Source organism: Bradyrhizobium sp. 138 (assembly GCF_023074075.1).
Taxonomy (GTDB): domain Bacteria; phylum Pseudomonadota; class Alphaproteobacteria; order Rhizobiales; family Xanthobacteraceae; genus Bradyrhizobium.
Window position 1 is genome coordinate 1 of the sequence record NZ_JADPKT010000044.1, and the last position, 14,953, is coordinate 14,953.

Here is a 14,953-nt window from a genome sequence, read left to right on the forward strand (position 1 = left end):
TCCCGAAGTTCGGCTCGAACTTTCCGGCCGCAGCGGCCCGCTTGTGGTAGAGATTGAATACCGCGTACCGCGAGAGAATGCGCAGGCGTTTCACAATGTGATGCAGGACGTGCAGCTATTTCGTCAGCGCACCGGCGCCTATGGCTGGTCGATCGCGCGCGACATCGCCGACCCCGAACTCTGGACTGAGCGTTATCACTGTCCGACATGGCTTGACTATCTGCGACAGCGCAACCGCTCGACGCGGTCGGAGCGCGCATTGGATGTACAGGCAGCGGCTTTCCACGTTGGTCCTGGACCCATACGTGTCCGCCGCATGCTGGAGCGCCCATTCGGATCGGTGCGCCGGAACGACGACGAGCCTGATCGCGCTGCGAAGGAATTGGTGCGTGGCCAAGGATTGATCCGAGTTGACGAGTTGGTTGAAGCGGGGCGCCCGACAGGCAAGCTTGAGCAAAAATAAGGATCACCCTAATCGGCGTGGTGGCTGAATCAGGCATCACTAATGGACGTATTGCCGTTTAATTCTTCGAGAAACGCCAACTCACCCGTCGAGCCAGCGACGACCTTCCCGCCATGGATTATTGACCCGGATGAGCACGTCAGAAAGGCATAGTCGTTCTTGGTATTCGAACCGTCAGCACTAGAGAATCAATTGAATACGGAACAACGGCGGACGGCAAGCGGCCTTTCCGGAATCAAAACTTCCGCAGCTTACAAAAAGACGGGCCACTCCCAAGGAGGGGCCCGTCGAGTCGGAAGGAAATGTCCCCTAGAGGAGGGATCAGGCCGCAGCCTGTTCGATCGGGGAGAATGGCAGCCCGAGGCTTTCGGCCACAGCCTTGTACGTAAGCCGGCCTCGATAGACATTCAGCCCGGCACGTAGATGCAGATTTTCCAGGACAGCCGCAAATCCCTTGTTGGCGAGAGCCAGGCCAAAGGGCAGCGTCGCGTTGTTCAGAGCCTGGCTCGAGGTGAGCGGCACAGCTCCGGGCATATTGGCGACGCAGTAGTGGATGACGCCGTCTACCTCGTAAGTGGGATCCGCGTGCGTCGTTGCCCGCGATGTGTCGAAGCATCCGCCTTGATCAATCGCAACATCAACGATCACGGATCCCTTTCGCATCGAACCCAACATACTGCGGCTAACCAGCTTCGGGGCGCTTGCACCGGGAACGAGTACCGCGCCAATAACGACGTCTGCGGCGAAAACCTCTTCCTCAACAGCATCGATTGTCGAGAACCTGGTACGAACGCGCCCCTCGAAGATTTCATCCAGCTCGCGAAGCCGAGGAATCGAGCGATCGAGGACGGTAACCTCCGCTCCCAAGCCCACCGCCATTCGCGCTGCGTGCGTCCCGACAACACCGCCTCCGATCACCACAATGCGAGCGGGTTGAACACCCGGCACACCGCCGATCAATAGGCCGCGGCCGCCGGCATATCGCTTCAGCGCCGCACCAGCTGCCTCGATTGAAAGCCTACCTGCGACCTCGCTCATCGGCGCAAGCAGCGGCAGTCCGCCCTGTGCGTCGGTCACCGTCTCGTACGCGATTGCGGTACATCCAGATTTAATTAGTCCCTTGGCCTGCTCCGGATCCGGCGCCAAGTGCAGGTAAGTGAAGAGAATCTGATTTTCTCGAAGCTGAGTCCATTCGGACGGCTGCGGCTCCTTGACCTTCACAATCATTTCGCTGGACGCGAACACCTCGCGAGCAGAGGCGGCGATTGTCGCGCCAGCTTTGCGGTAATTGTCATCCGTGGCGCCAATGCCCGCGCCGGCATTGGTCTCGACCAACACGCTGTGGCCCGCTGCCACGTATTCGCGGACGGCTCCAGGCGTTAGCCCCAGGCGAGTACGGCGACGACGTTGATGGTTTCGGCGATCAGCGCGCGCGGGACCGTGATGACGGCCTCCTGGATGAGCTGCTCGAGCCGGGCGAAGCGAGCCAAGCGCGCTACCTGCGTCAATCGTGCCGATACCGCCGGGGTGTCCTGTGCCCCAGGCTTTCAGCAGATCGAGCGCCTCGGCGCCGCGCACCTCACCAATCGGGATCCGATCAGGGCGCAGGCGAAGCGAGGAGCGCACCAGATCAGACAGCGAGACCACGCCGTCCTTGGTGCGCAGCGCCACGAGGTTCGGTGCCCTGCACTGAAGCTCCCGCGTGTCTTCGATCAAAACGACGCGATCGCTCGTTTTGGCGACCTCTGCCAGAAGCGCATCGCATTCGTCAGCGTTGTCTCGGTCGAGGTACCGCCGGCAACCAGAATATTTTTGCGCGCAGCGACCGCATCGCGCAGCGCGTTCGCCTGGCTCACGTTCAGGATGCCGGCAGCCACATAGTCATCGAGGCTAAACACGGCGACAGCGGGCTTGCGGATTGCAAAGGCTGGCGCGGCGACGACTGGCGGCAGCAAGCCTTCGAACCGTTCTCCCGTTTCCGGCAACTCCGCCGAGATGCGGGGTGAGCCGGGATGAACTTCGGCCCCCACATAGTGCGCAACCATCCGGATAATTCGCTCGCCGTCGGCCGCAGGCAGATTCTCACCAGTGTCGGTAAGCCCGCTCGACAGCCGATCGATCCATAGCCGGCCGTCAGGGTTGAGCATCACCTCCACGACAGACGGATCTTCCAGGAATCCCGCGATGGCCGGGCCCAGCGCTGTGCGGAGCACGCGCGCACCGCGCAACTCGGCTTCCGAATGAAATGAGTGGATTGCCATAATCGTCCCCCGCGAATTGATGCCACTGCCATCACCGGCCTCAGATGGGGACAAGCAGAAAACGGATAACCTCGGTTATCGCAACGTTGGGACCTTATGGATCGTAGTCTGGCGTAGAAGAAAGATTTGGAAGGCACACTCTCGCGCGCCAAAGCAGGATGAGGACATCAGCCCGTCAACAGGCCGGCCCCACCGCTCCATGCTCATCCGCCTCCAGGATCGCAAGCCGGATCCTTGGAATAACTAACCGGCCGCCCAGCGGCGGTTGACGCGCCGTGGCAATCCTGGACGTCAAGGTGCCATTGCTCCAGAGCCAGTGTCGTCCTGTCCTGCACGAGGAAAGTCCTGACGTTCAAGCGTCGGACGCGCGAGCCCCAGCCGCACGTGCAGAGCGCGCTGCATCGATGCACGCATGGCAATCGCGGCCATTACATCTCGCCTTGGTGCATCTGAAGCGTACTGAAAGGTGCGGTGAGTTACGATTGCGGCATCACAATTGGGCAACGCAAGACAGCACGATCATCGCCAGGAAGAACAAGTGGATGGGCTACCCAGATGACAAATGGAGCTCGAAACACTGCGATGAGCTCGTCCGCGCTGCCGCGGACTATCCGATATGATGTGGATACTGAAGCGGTGGTCGCGCAGAGACAATGCCGTCTCTGAAGTAGCAAGACAGCAAACTTACGAAGCGTCGAGCACGGCCGGTTCAACGCTGATCTCCCCTCCCGAGGCATCTGAACCGGTCCGGTTTTCGGCCTCGCCCATCGGCGGCAACGAATTGACCGTCGTCACAAAACCGCCGTTGGCGGTAGCGAACGCAGCAGCAGTGCTAGTGCCAGCTGACACTGCTCGTTTCGAAAGCTCACGACGTGGGGTCACGGCCGTTTCTCCAATTCCAAGATCAACATGGTTGTATGCAGCGGCTGAGCATGAACAAGCAACCTAATGCGGAGTTCGCCGGTTGGCAGCCGAATGGCTCTGTTGTTGCTCGACTGCCGCAAACCAGCTGCGCGAGAGCTCCCGCCAACTCCAAACGCTCGCGCCATTGCGGCCGCAGATTCAGCGATCCACTCCGGTTTACCGGCACGTTCTTCTGTCCCAATCCGCTATCTTCTCCGCCTGACATGATGACGCCCTGAGCGTACATCCGGTCTTTCTCGCAGGTCCCCACTGGCCCTCGTCCCCCAAAGACGCCGCCGACTACCAGGCCACGACGTTGCTGCTTGACGGATTTCTTCTTCTCAAGAGCGCGGAGATAAGCCTGCACGGGAGTTGCGCAATTGACAAATAGCCGCACGTGCCTCTGCGATCCTTCGAGCCGAAAAAACATTTGTGTTTCACGAAAGTACTATCAGGCTGCAAGAGCCGAATTTCGTCTATATGGCGGTTCGGCCAGCCGAAATCCTGCACCGTTCGATAGTGTGCCGCGGCCAGATCGCATTCGTCAGTGTCGTCTCGCTGGCCGAGGCCGGCCAGCGACAGTATATTCTTGCATGGCTGCTGCACCGAAAGCGCATTCGCGGGAGGCGGGACGAACCTTGGCGTCCGCATAACGCGCCCAGCCGAACGATTCATTCGCCGTCGGCTGCGGACGGACTCTCCCCCGATCGCACCACCCCGTCGCACTTTGCCGTGGAAGAGGAAGGATCCGAGAAAGCCGCCTGCAACCTTTTTCAAAACCAGTTCCGCGACATCGGCCGGCGACAGGGTGGCATCACCACTCCCCATGTTCTTCTGCCTCGAGGATGGCAATCTCGGCCACTGGAATAACTGCCTCAACCAAGCCCCAGCCGGACGCCGGTTGACGCGTTGCCAAAGCCCCGGCCTTTCCTTTCAGGCCTGCAAGCCATGGAACGGCAAACCAAGCCAGCGCCGCCACGTGCATCGACACGATTACGCCGAACGCAGTCTGGTAGGCGATCAAAGGATAGTGCCCGGCTTGGAGCGGCCATTGCTCCAAAATCAGTCCCGTCCCGTACTGCACGATGAAGGCCCAACCAAATTGCAGAACGTTCAAGCCGCCGTTCGCGCGCGCAACCAGCTGCATCGGGAAATAATCTCCTATGATGGCGTAGGTCAGAGCGGTGGCTGATCGGGCGACCGACACGGCGCACCATGGCAAGAGTGAGGGCCAGGGCGGACGCAGGATCAGCACAAGCTCAGCCACAATCAGCATCGCCGCGACGATCGCAAACAGAGCCTCCATGTTCTTTCCACGCCGACGCACAAATTGGCAAGTGCGCCCATGACCAGCGCCCCGAGACTCAAAACGATCGCCATCACAAACAATTCGTTGACGAGACTCGTTCTATCCAGCCGTTCCACATCGGAGAGCCAGGGCGCAGCCCATAACGATTGCATTGCCCACCGACCCGACGCATGTCGCCGATAGCGGCGCAATGCGCCAGAACGGGGCATCCGAATAGATGGTTTTCAGGGTGGCCGGCTTGCTGCTGTCATGCAGCCCTAAAGGCCGCTCAGGGACCAAAACGTTGATCAAAATGGCAGCAAGCCCGCTCGCCGCGGCAAGTGACTCGAACAGACCGCGCCAGCCAATCCAGTCAAGCAGCACCTCGCTAGGTGCTGTCGCGGTGACGGCCCCCAATGAGCCCAGCATGATCATATAGCCATTGATGAGGGCCATACGTTCTCTTGGGAACCAGAGGACGATGGCTTTCAGGCCTGACATCAGGGCTGCGGCCGTCCCAAGCCCGATCATTGCGCGAGCAACAAGAAGCGACGGGAATCCAGTCGATAGTCCAAAGAGCGCGGCCCGCATTGCAGCGATCGCCAGGAGCACGCTCTGGACCCGGCGCGGCCCGTAACGATCAAGCAGCATGCCGATCGGAAGCTGGACCGCCGTCACAACCAGGAAATAGATCGACGTGATGAGCCCAATATCGGCGGCGCCAAGCCCGAGATCCGAGACAAGACGACCGGCAATCAGCGTATTGATCGTCCGGAACAGGTACGACAGGTAGTACCCGGCTGCGAAGGGAACAAACACGCAGGCGATGAGCCGCCACACAGGAACTGGCTCAACCCGTGCCAATGGCGGTGTCTGCACCCCAATTTGCTTCGGCGCGCCTCTGTCGGACCCCTGCCGCCTCAACAGAACGAGTTGGGCAGGGTTCGAAAGTTCAAATTGCTGCCGCACTCCCCAGCGGCAGCGGTCGGCTCGGCGTTTTCATCGACGACAGCTGCGGACAGCCCTTCCTGACCCAATTGTTCTTCACCCACACCCCGTGACGGACTGCCATGAGCCTGACGAAGAGGTCGATTTGCCCTGGCCAGCTTGTCGATCGTCTCTTGAATCAGCGGCTGGCCAAGCCGCACCCTCCGCTCGACTTTCTCGACCAGGACCCTGAAGCGCTGCTGGCCGAGCAGGCACACCTGCCGCTGCTCCGATGGCTGCAAGGGTGGCGTTACGGTGAGGTGATAGCGGGCATGCAGGGCCACCGTCTCGGCAATGATCGCGATCTCGCGTTCGAGCCTCGCCATCTGGCGACTGATGCGGTCGAGAAGTCCGTGGGCCAATCCTTCGGCGGCCGGTGCGGGGTTAAGGAAGCGAGCAAGTGCTGTCTCGACGACCATGCTCTTACCGAGCCCCGGGCGCTCGGTCGCGGCTTCGAGCCGCTGGAACAGGCCATCGGAGAGCTGAACGGTGACTTTCCTGGTACGCGGACCTTGGTTCAAACCCGGCTGCGCATCGCTATCGGCTTGCCCCACTTCCGAGCTCGCCTAGCTTGCCTGGTCTTCATCGGCTTGCATAGTTTGTGTTTCCCACTTTGCGACCGCGCAAGTCACGCCATGGTGCATCCAGCGCGCGACGCAGGTCCGGTCGGATCTGATGAATCGCCCCCAGCGACGATGGATTCACAGAAGAAGCGGGCCGAACGGCACTTCAACCGCACGGACATATCAGTCGTGGTCTGGCGTGGCGAAAGAAAGAAATGGCGGCGCGATCAGGCCCGTGCTCGCCGGCTCGACTATCCCCTGGCCCACATCTTGAGTGAAGCATTGCGCCAGGCTCTGCGCTCAAATGAGCCGCGCGATTCCAGCGCGTCCGTGGCCGGTCGCATTTGGAAGAACCGGCCGATCTTGATGCCGGCTGAATATTCCGATAACCGCGCGGCCAAAGACAGGCGACGATCCACAGGCAGCCTGCTCCGAGCAGCAGTCCATGCGCGACGCGGAGGGGCTGCGCGCCGAAGAATTGCGGAATGTACAAGCTCATTTCAACGGCGAAGATAACGCTGCTTGCCTTCGGATAGCGACAGGAGCGCCAAAGCGCCGTTGCCGTCAAAATTGCGGAGGCGCCCAGGAGCATCAGACCAGCGAGAAACATGACGAGGCCAGGGCCGGAACGATGGCCTCGACCAGACCGAGCGGCGAATCAGAGTGCTGCCGCAACGCTTCCTGTCCCAGCGCGTGAAGACCATAGGCCTCGCCGACGTAGAACGGCAGCGTAAAACCTATGCCAATTACACTCAGGACGACGGCGACAAACAGCAAGCGTTCGGCCGAGGTCCTCAGTAAAGAGTGTTGCAGCCCGAGCAGACCCAACGGCAAGAGGGTAAACGCGACAACGGCAAGCATGTGCGAAGCCAGGCATGCCCAAGACCCAAAGGCCACGGCGCCAAGCAACGATCTCCGTCGGAGAACGGACGAAGTGCCGGGTAGAGCACGAGGTGAGGATGGCTTTTCAAGACCTTTGGACAGCTCACGATAGCGCCAGGGCGAAACAATAGTACCTATTGCGGCAGGCCGGGGCGCAACATTTTGCGTTCGGGGTCGGAAGATCGAACCAACTCCAGCTGACAGCTTTCTTCTCAACCTCCCACGATTTCAATGACCAGGAATGACCGAGCAGCCATGGCGCTTACGTCGGGCTCTACCGCCAGAACATTGAACTTTCCATGGAGCGCTGAGGAGGCATCTATGAAGAACGCAGCCACAGTGCTTTAAACTATCATAGACGTCCCGTTGATCGCATCAGCTTCGCTTCTCGATGTTTTTACGTGCGATATACCGCCCATGCGCAGCAATCCGGCGACAGCCATCGAATAACCTGCGGTCACGACGCCGGAAGAATACGAAATCGAGATCGCGCCGAGCGCAATGACAAGGATGTGCCTTCACAGATTGGTTTTGCGGCTCACCGGCGCTGCGACAGTAGCGCTTGCCGGCAGCGCCGTGACAAACGCCGCCGACTGCCCGCGGCAGAACGCGCTTGGCACATCGCGCGTGCTTGCTGTCGATGCGAAGACCTACCCGCGCGTGGGGCTGGGGAGCTTTCCAGAGACTGTTCCCCTGGCGGACCATGAGGTCGTCCTCACCTTCGACGATGGGCCGCGGCCCCCGAGCACGGAAAAAGTGCTGGCGGCGCTCGCGCAGGAATGCGTGCGGGCCACGTTCTTCCTGGTCGGCAGGTCCTCTGCAGAATTCCCGGAGCTCGTCCGGCGCATCGCCGCCCAGGGGCACACTGTTGCGCACCACAGCTGGTCGCATCCCATGATGTCGAAGATTCCCTTTGAACAGGCCAAGGAAGATATCGATCGTGGAATTGCAGCCGATGAACTTGCCCTCAGCGGCGTCTCGACCGAAACCCCGTCAACACCCTTCTTCCGCTTCCCCTATTTCGACTCAAGCCCTGCAACCCTCGATCTCTTGCAGGCGCGCGGGATCATCGTATTCGGAGCTGACCTTTGGGCGAACGACTGGGAGGACATCACCCCGAAGGAGGAGCTCACGAATGTGATCGAGCGGCTGAAGACCGCGAGAAAGGGCATCATCCTGCTGCACGATGCCCAGGCCCGAACGGCCGCCATGATGCCGGGGTTATTGCGCCACCTGCATGAAAACGAGTATCGAATCGTGCATCTGGTGCCTGCCGTCTCGGCCCAGAAGAACGCCGAAGTGCCCATTGATGTCCCTACCGTCACCTCGTTCCGTGCAATCAAAACGCTCGCAGAATGATGAGCAGAGGCGAGAGCAAGATGACCCGATCGGGAACTTCTGCACCTTGGCCGCGGCGATCGCGTTGTTGCGCTCATTGGCGTCCTCGAAGTCGTTCGCCATGGTGGCGAACATCGACATCGACCGCGCCTGCTCGGTGGCGACGAACATGTCGGAGGCGCGGTGCTGCAGCGACTGGAACGAGCCGATGGCGACGCCGAACTGTTTCCGCGTCTTGATGTACTCGACCGTGGTCTTGAGCGATTCGTCCATCAGGCCGACCGCCTCGGCACAGAGCGCGACGCGGGCTTCGTCCACCACGCGCTCGATCAGGGCGAGCGAATCCTCGGGGTTGCCGAGAACGGCGTCGGGGCCGACCTCGACACCGCTGAAGGTGATGTCGGCGGCGTGCAGACCGTCCTGGGTCGGATAGGACTTCTTGGCGATGCCCTTGGCATTGGCCGGGACCAGGAACACGCCGATGCCGGTTTTGTCGCGGCGGTCGCCCCTGGTGCGCGCGGTGACAACAAGCGTGTCGGCGTTCTCGCCATTGAGAACGACGAACTTCTCGCCGTCGATGACGTAAGCATCGCCCTTCTTCTTCGCGGTCGTGGTGACGTCGAACAGATCGTAGCGCGAGTTCTTCTCGAGCTGGGCGAAGGCGAGCGTCTTGCTGCCGTCGATGATGCCAGGCACGTGCGCGGCATTCTGCGCATCGCTGCCGGCATGGCGCAGGAAGCCGCCGCCGATCACGACCGTGGCGAGATACGGCTCCAGCACCAGCGCCTTGCCGAGCGCCTCCATCACGATCATGGTCTCGACGCCGCCGCCGCCGAAGCCGCCGTCGGCCTCGCTGAAGGGCAAGCCGAGCAGGCCCTGCTCGGCGAGCTTGAGCCACACCGTTTTGCTCCAGCCGCCCTTCTCCGCCATGTACTTCTTGCGCTGCTCGAAATCGTAGGAATCGGTAGCAGGCCGTCGATGCTTTCCTTGAGAAGCCGCTGCTCCTCGGACAGATCAAAATCCATGTTCTTTGGTCCCTCGTACCCAGACTGATCGGCTTCGTCATTCGGGGATGGCCCGAAGGGCCGAGCCCGGAATCCATTTCGCCTCAGCGTGTGCGGCCCCGTGGATACCGGGCCCGCGACTTCGTCGCGCCCCGGAATGACGGTGGAAAAAGACATCTGCCGCCGGTGACCGATAACCCGATGTACGTTCGCGAGTTGCAGTGGATTGAACCCGTCACAGCGATGCGACGTCTTGGGCATCGATCGCATCTCACGTTTCTCGATAGCGCAGCAAGGCACGAGCTGCTTGGGCGCTACTCATATCTAACGTGCGACCCGTTCAGCACCTATAGGGTCGCGAACGGCCAAGCCAGTTGGAACGGACTGATTCTCGAGGCCGATCCAGGGAAGGTCCTTCGCACGCTACTCGCGAAGTACCCGCAAGAGCATCGTCCGGATCTCCCGCCGTTCCAGGGAGGAGCGGCAGGCTACTTCGCCTACGACATGAACAGGACATTGGAGCGAATGTCTGCGCCGCAGTTGCCGGTCTAGGTTTGCCCCAATCCATCCTGCATTTCTATGACGTGGTCATCAGCTTCGACCACCGGGATAACAAATGCTGGATCATCTCGACTGGATCGCCGGAGCAGGATCGCGTGCGACGGAGCGAACGAGGGCGTCGTCGAGCCGACGAGTTTGCAGCATTGCTTGCCGGACCAAATGCGCCACAGAAGGGTTGTCCCAGCAAAGCGGGCGCATGGCGCTCGAACTTCAACCGCGAGAGCTACATTGCGGCGGTACAACGCGTGATCGACTTGATCCTGGCGGGTGACGTGTTCCAGACGAATATTGCGCAGCGTTTCAGCAACCGCCTGTCGACCTCGTTTGATCCGCTCGCCTTCTATTGCCAGCTACGATCATTGAATCCAGCGCCTTTTGCGGCCCTGCTGCGATGGGGAAAGCTGACCATCGCATCAAGTTCGCCGGAACGATTCCTGAAGCTTGAGGGCCGACAAGTCGAGACACGACCCATCAAAGGCACGATTGCGCGTTCGCCTGATTCCACGGAAGACCACCGCTGGGCGGCTGTTCTCCTCGCTTCCGAAAAGGATCATGCCGAAAACACGATGATTGTCGACCTTTTGCGAAACGATCTGTCACGCGTTTGCACTGCGCATTCGGTCGAGGTTCCGGCTCTGTGCAATCTCGAGTCCTATGCCTCGGTGCACCATCTCGTGTCGATCGTTACGGGGGAACTTGCCGGAGAGGAAGACGCCGTTAGTCTGCTCCGTGCTTGCTTTCCCGGCGGCTCCATTACGGGAGCGCCAAAGCTGCGGTCGATGGAAATTATCACAGAAATCGAGCGCATAGCGCGAGAGGTCTATCGCGGGGCGCTCGGCTTCATCGGCTTCAACGGGCACATGGACACAAGTATTGCAATCCGCACTGTCACGATCGACGGCGACCTGGCTGTGTTTCATGCGGGCGGCGGTATAACGGCCCTGTCGGAGCCCGAGGCCGAATACGAGGAAACGCTCGCCAAGGCAGAGCGACTCTTTGATGCATTTGGTTCTGAACCAGCTGGTGCATTTTGATTGTCATCATCGATAATTACGATTCCTTCGTGTTCAACATTGCCCGCTATTTCCACAAGCTCGGTGAAGCAACGGAAGTGATCCGAAACGACGCTATCAGCATCAGCGAGCTCGTTGGTCTCAACCCGCGCGCGGCGGTGATATCGCCCGGCCCCTGCACCCAACTGAGGCAGGAATATCGACAGCAGTCGTCCGCGAACTTTCAGGACGCGTACTAATTCTCGGCATCTACCTTGGACATCAGTGTATAGCGAGCGTTTTCGGAGGACGGGTAGCGCGTGCGTATCGGCCCATGCACGGTCAGCGCTCATAGGTTGCGCATGACGGCCGAGCGTTATTCAAGGGGCTGCCAACCCCGCTTGGCGTCCGGCGCTACCATTCTCTTATCGTAGAGCTTGATCAGTTATGTGCGCAGAATCTCATAGTGACAGCGCGTTCGGAGGAAGGCGAGATCATGGCCCTCACGCACGGCTATTATCCCACCTATGGCGTCCAGTTCCATCCCGAGTCGATCCTTACCTCACAAGGGCACCTCCTGCTTATGAACCTCTTGCGACTGACAGAGGATTTCCGAAACCACGCGGAGCAATGAGAGACTCGGCCTGCCGATCAAGATGGTGGACCGTTGGTTTCCGAGGGGGTCGAAGGCGCAGCGTCATATGGCAGGCATCTTGTGGTAATCAGCGCTGTTCCGTGCTCGGCTCCGCTGTCAGCGGCGCGCCTCCGACAGAAACCGGACCTTGCGGTTTCGAGGGGCCGGATGTCTCTCTTGGCCGGCTTGGATGTGGTGCGCACGGGTGGCGAAGAAGGAGCAGGAGCAGGAGCAGGAGCAGGAGCAGGAGGGGCAACAGGCGCCGGATTCTGCAGTTCCTCGATTCTTTGGGTCAGGCTGTGATCTGATCCGAGATCCGCTTTAGCTCGGCTTGCTGCGCATCGACGTTGCGATTGAGCTCGGCAATTTCATCGGCTGTCTTCTGCTGCCTTGATTGCACCCCTAGGGCTTTCTTCGCATGATATCGATCGCCACCTTTGAGGAAAAGCTCCGTCGCGCGGTGAAGAACTGCTTCCCGTTCCGCGACCAGGAGATTTTTGACGATTGGGTGTCTCGCGCAGCCAACTGTAACAACCGAAAAGCGCGTCCGGAAAGGCCACTCACGCGGCGACGTTTAACGTCAGGATTGCGATGACCGCCGTCACGACTGCAACTGTCATAGTCACGGTTTCAAAGCCTATCCCCCAGTCGCTGCCTTCACCAAAGGTCCACCACAAAAGAACCAATCCAAAAAGTACACATGGGCCAAAATCAGAAGCGCCAATGCTGTTCCGCCAGTCAAAAAGTTAGAACCGCGTTTATGGGGCATCTCTGGCACTCCATTTAGTGGATCAGACCGAATTCGTCTCACAACTTTCGAGGGTAATCGCACTGCACTAAATGTCGAGGCTTTGCCAATCGAAACGGACGGCAGCGGAAGCCGACGAGGTTGACTTCTCTGACTACCGCGACAGCTGCAGGAGGTGCTTCATGCGGCGGGCTGTTGGTCGTTCGCCGAATTCCAGTCAGCGCCGTGGCGGCGGACCATCTCACGATGGGACCACTTGATAAAGGCGCGCTCAACGCAAAAACCTGCGGCCACCGAGGCGGCCAGCGCAAGGCTGCAGGCGACATAGCTATTCATGAAATCCCACAGGATTTGATGGTGCCGACTACTATAAAAGTGAGTGCCATCACCGTACTGCGACATGCCTTTACCATTTTGCTCCCCAGGCAAATTGCCCAGGAACTTCCTAGCATTGCAACCATGACGATCAGCGGCGTCGATGGGGCGTCCTGTGCTGTCTTTCTGCACGCACCCCATCGAAGCTACGCCGCGCGCGGGTTTTCGGCCTAGAGCGAATCATATCGCCGAAAAACACCGTTTGAGGTCTGCTAGCGTCCGGCGGTGTCCCCTCAACACGGGCACGCATCTTTAGCCCCAGCCGCGCTAGCCCCGGCTGGGGCTTCTTTCGTGAAGCCGGACAGCCGGGTGGTCAAGCCAAGATTGATAGGCGGAAAGAGGCGATCGAATGCGCCCAGCTCAGCTAAATCTTTACCCAAGGTCAGATGAACTTTTTTAGGTGTGTATTCGATGGTTAGAGCAAAGGTCGCCAGCGCGACCAAACCCGCAGCCGTGAACAAGACGGACAACATCGCGGAGATCAAGGACACCCATACCAGCCAGCTCGTTATTGCCCTCTGCGGCCCAATTGGATCACCGATCCCCGACGTCGCCCAGGCGTTCAAGCTTTGCCTGGAGAAACACTTTGGGTACGGTTATGCCGAGATCCTGAAACTCAGCCGGCTGATCGAAAAACTCAGCGGACCGGCGCCGTCCGCGAACCCATACGAGCGCGTGAAATACCTGATCGATAAGGGCGACGAACTACGGGAAAGGCACGGCGCCGGCGTACTAGCCGAACTTGCGGTCAGCGAAATATCCCTCGATCGGCAGAAACACAAAAAGAATGACGAACCCCAAAGGTTCGAGCCGCGGCGCGTATGCCACATCATCGATTCGATCAAAAATCAGCAGGAACTCGACCTGCTCCGCTTGGTCTATCGAGACATGGTCTATGTAGTGGGCGTGTATGCACCTGAATCGCTCAGGACCACGTCGCTTCAACAAAAGGGTATGAGTCTCAAGGAGATCTACACGCTGATCGATCGCGATTCGGGCGAAGAGTTCGCCCACGGTCAGACTGTCAGAGATACCTTCCCGAACGCCGACTTCTTCCTCCGGGTCGACTCGAGCTCGGGGAGCCAGGTAAATGCGCGGGTCGAACGCTTTCTGGACCTTATACTGGGTGTCAAGGTCATGACGCCTACCTACTCAGAAACGGCAATGTACGCTGCTGCCTCAGCTGCCGGTAATTCGGCCTGCCTATCCCGTCAGGTCGGAGCGGCGATCACCGACGTGCATGGTAACGTAATCGCGACCGGCTGGAACGATGTCCCCAAGTTCGGTGGCGGTCTCTACGCGGCCGACCCCAACGGCGACCAGAAGTCCGACCACGACCTGCGCTGCTGGAACAAGGGCGCAAAATGCTACAATGACGAGGAGAAGCATCTGATTGCTGAACTGCTCGTCGACGAACTGGCCGACGCGAAGGCAATCACGAAGTCAAACAAGGGAAAGGCGAAAAACGCAATCCTTGCGAATGGAAAGCTGAGAAACCTCATCGAGTTTTCCCGCTCAGTGCATGCCGAAATGCATGCCATTATTAACGCCGGGAAGAATGGGGCGGCGTTGGCGGGAAGCAAGCTTTTCGTGACGACGTATCCGTGTCACAGTTGCGCTAGGCATATCGTTGCTGCAGGCATTTCGGAAGTTTATTTCATTGAACCGTATCGAAAGAGTTTAGCAACCAAACTTCATGATGATTCAATCACCGAAGACGAATCGGACACGAAAAAGGTTCGCGTGCTTCCGTATGATGGTGTGGCTCCAGCCCGTTACTTGAAGCTGTTCAGGGTCCCCCGAGACAGCCGCAAGTCCAAAGGCGCCCTCCTGACAATCGATCCCCGGCATTCTCAGCCGCGTTTCGATAAGACCTTAGAAGCACTACCGACGCTTGAGGCAGTCGTTGTAACGAGGCTAAGAGAGAAAAACTTAATCAGCGTGGGATAAGTCC

The 14,953-nt window shown here is 59.5% G+C and carries 8 protein-coding genes and 4 pseudogenes; 5 read left to right on the plus strand and 7 right to left on the minus strand.

The window, feature by feature from the left end; genetic code table 11:
* On the plus strand, positions 1 to 463 hold a 463-nt coding region (locus tag IVA79_RS17680; RefSeq protein WP_247554896.1), incomplete at its 5' end, for an MFS transporter.
* A gap of 321 nt (positions 464 to 784) precedes the next feature.
* On the opposite strand, the gene ald is transcribed toward IVA79_RS17680, so the two are convergent.
* The 5 genes and pseudogenes from ald to IVA79_RS17705 all read right to left on the minus strand — a co-directional run bounded on the left by ald (position 785) and on the right by IVA79_RS17705 (position 7,326).
* Positions 785 to 2,179 carry an alanine dehydrogenase gene (ald, locus tag IVA79_RS17685; RefSeq protein WP_247554898.1) on the minus strand — a complete coding sequence of 465 codons (1,395 nt, stop codon included), beginning with the start codon at positions 2,177 to 2,179 and terminating at the stop codon, positions 785 to 787.
* On the minus strand, positions 2,176 to 2,724 hold the full coding sequence (locus IVA79_RS17690; protein ID WP_247554900.1) for an ATPase, T2SS/T4P/T4SS family: 549 nt from the start codon (positions 2,722 to 2,724) through the stop codon (positions 2,176 to 2,178). The genes ald and IVA79_RS17690 overlap by 4 nt, the downstream gene beginning before the upstream one ends.
* Positions 2,725 to 4,441: 1,717 nt before the next feature.
* A pseudogene (locus IVA79_RS36990) lies at positions 4,442 to 5,755 on the minus strand (MFS transporter).
* An 80-nt stretch (positions 5,756 to 5,835) separates the two neighbouring features.
* Entirely contained in the window at positions 5,836 to 6,456 is a 621-nt protein-coding gene (locus IVA79_RS17700; protein WP_247554902.1) for a hypothetical protein, read from the minus strand.
* A 600-nt stretch (positions 6,457 to 7,056) separates the two neighbouring features.
* The gene (locus IVA79_RS17705) at positions 7,057 to 7,326 is read right to left on the minus strand and encodes a hypothetical protein (RefSeq protein ID WP_247554905.1); all 270 of its coding nucleotides are present in this window, start codon (positions 7,324 to 7,326) and stop codon (positions 7,057 to 7,059) included.
* A 546-nt stretch (positions 7,327 to 7,872) separates the two neighbouring features.
* On the opposite strand from IVA79_RS17705, the gene IVA79_RS17710 reads away from it, so the two are divergent.
* Positions 7,873 to 8,706: a polysaccharide deacetylase family protein gene (locus IVA79_RS17710; protein WP_247554907.1), complete on the plus strand. Its 834-nt coding sequence runs from the start codon at positions 7,873 to 7,875 to the stop codon at positions 8,704 to 8,706.
* A 39-nt stretch (positions 8,707 to 8,745) separates the two neighbouring features.
* Here the strand turns inward: IVA79_RS17710 and pimD are convergent.
* Positions 8,746 to 9,710: pseudogene (gene pimD, locus IVA79_RS17715) on the minus strand (pimeloyl-CoA dehydrogenase small subunit); the annotation flags it as partial.
* A gap of 165 nt (positions 9,711 to 9,875) precedes the next feature.
* Here pimD and pabB point away from each other — a divergent pair.
* Positions 9,876 to 11,284, plus strand: a pseudogene (pabB, locus tag IVA79_RS17720) (aminodeoxychorismate synthase component I).
* Positions 11,281 to 11,876: pseudogene (locus tag IVA79_RS17725) on the plus strand (aminodeoxychorismate/anthranilate synthase component II). The pseudogenes pabB and IVA79_RS17725 overlap by 4 nt, the downstream one beginning before the upstream one ends.
* Before the next feature lie 928 nt (positions 11,877 to 12,804).
* On the opposite strand, the gene IVA79_RS17730 reads toward IVA79_RS17725, so the two are convergent.
* Positions 12,805 to 13,131 carry a hypothetical protein gene (locus IVA79_RS17730; RefSeq protein ID WP_247554909.1) on the minus strand — a complete coding sequence of 109 codons (327 nt, stop codon included), beginning with the start codon at positions 13,129 to 13,131 and terminating at the stop codon, positions 12,805 to 12,807.
* Positions 13,132 to 13,410: 279 nt separating this feature from the next.
* On the opposite strand from IVA79_RS17730, the gene IVA79_RS17735 reads away from it, so the two are divergent.
* A complete protein-coding gene (locus IVA79_RS17735; RefSeq protein WP_247554911.1) occupies positions 13,411 to 14,949 on the plus strand; it encodes an anti-phage dCTP deaminase in 1,539 nt (512 codons plus the stop codon).
* The last annotated feature ends 4 nt before the right edge of the window (positions 14,950 to 14,953 follow it).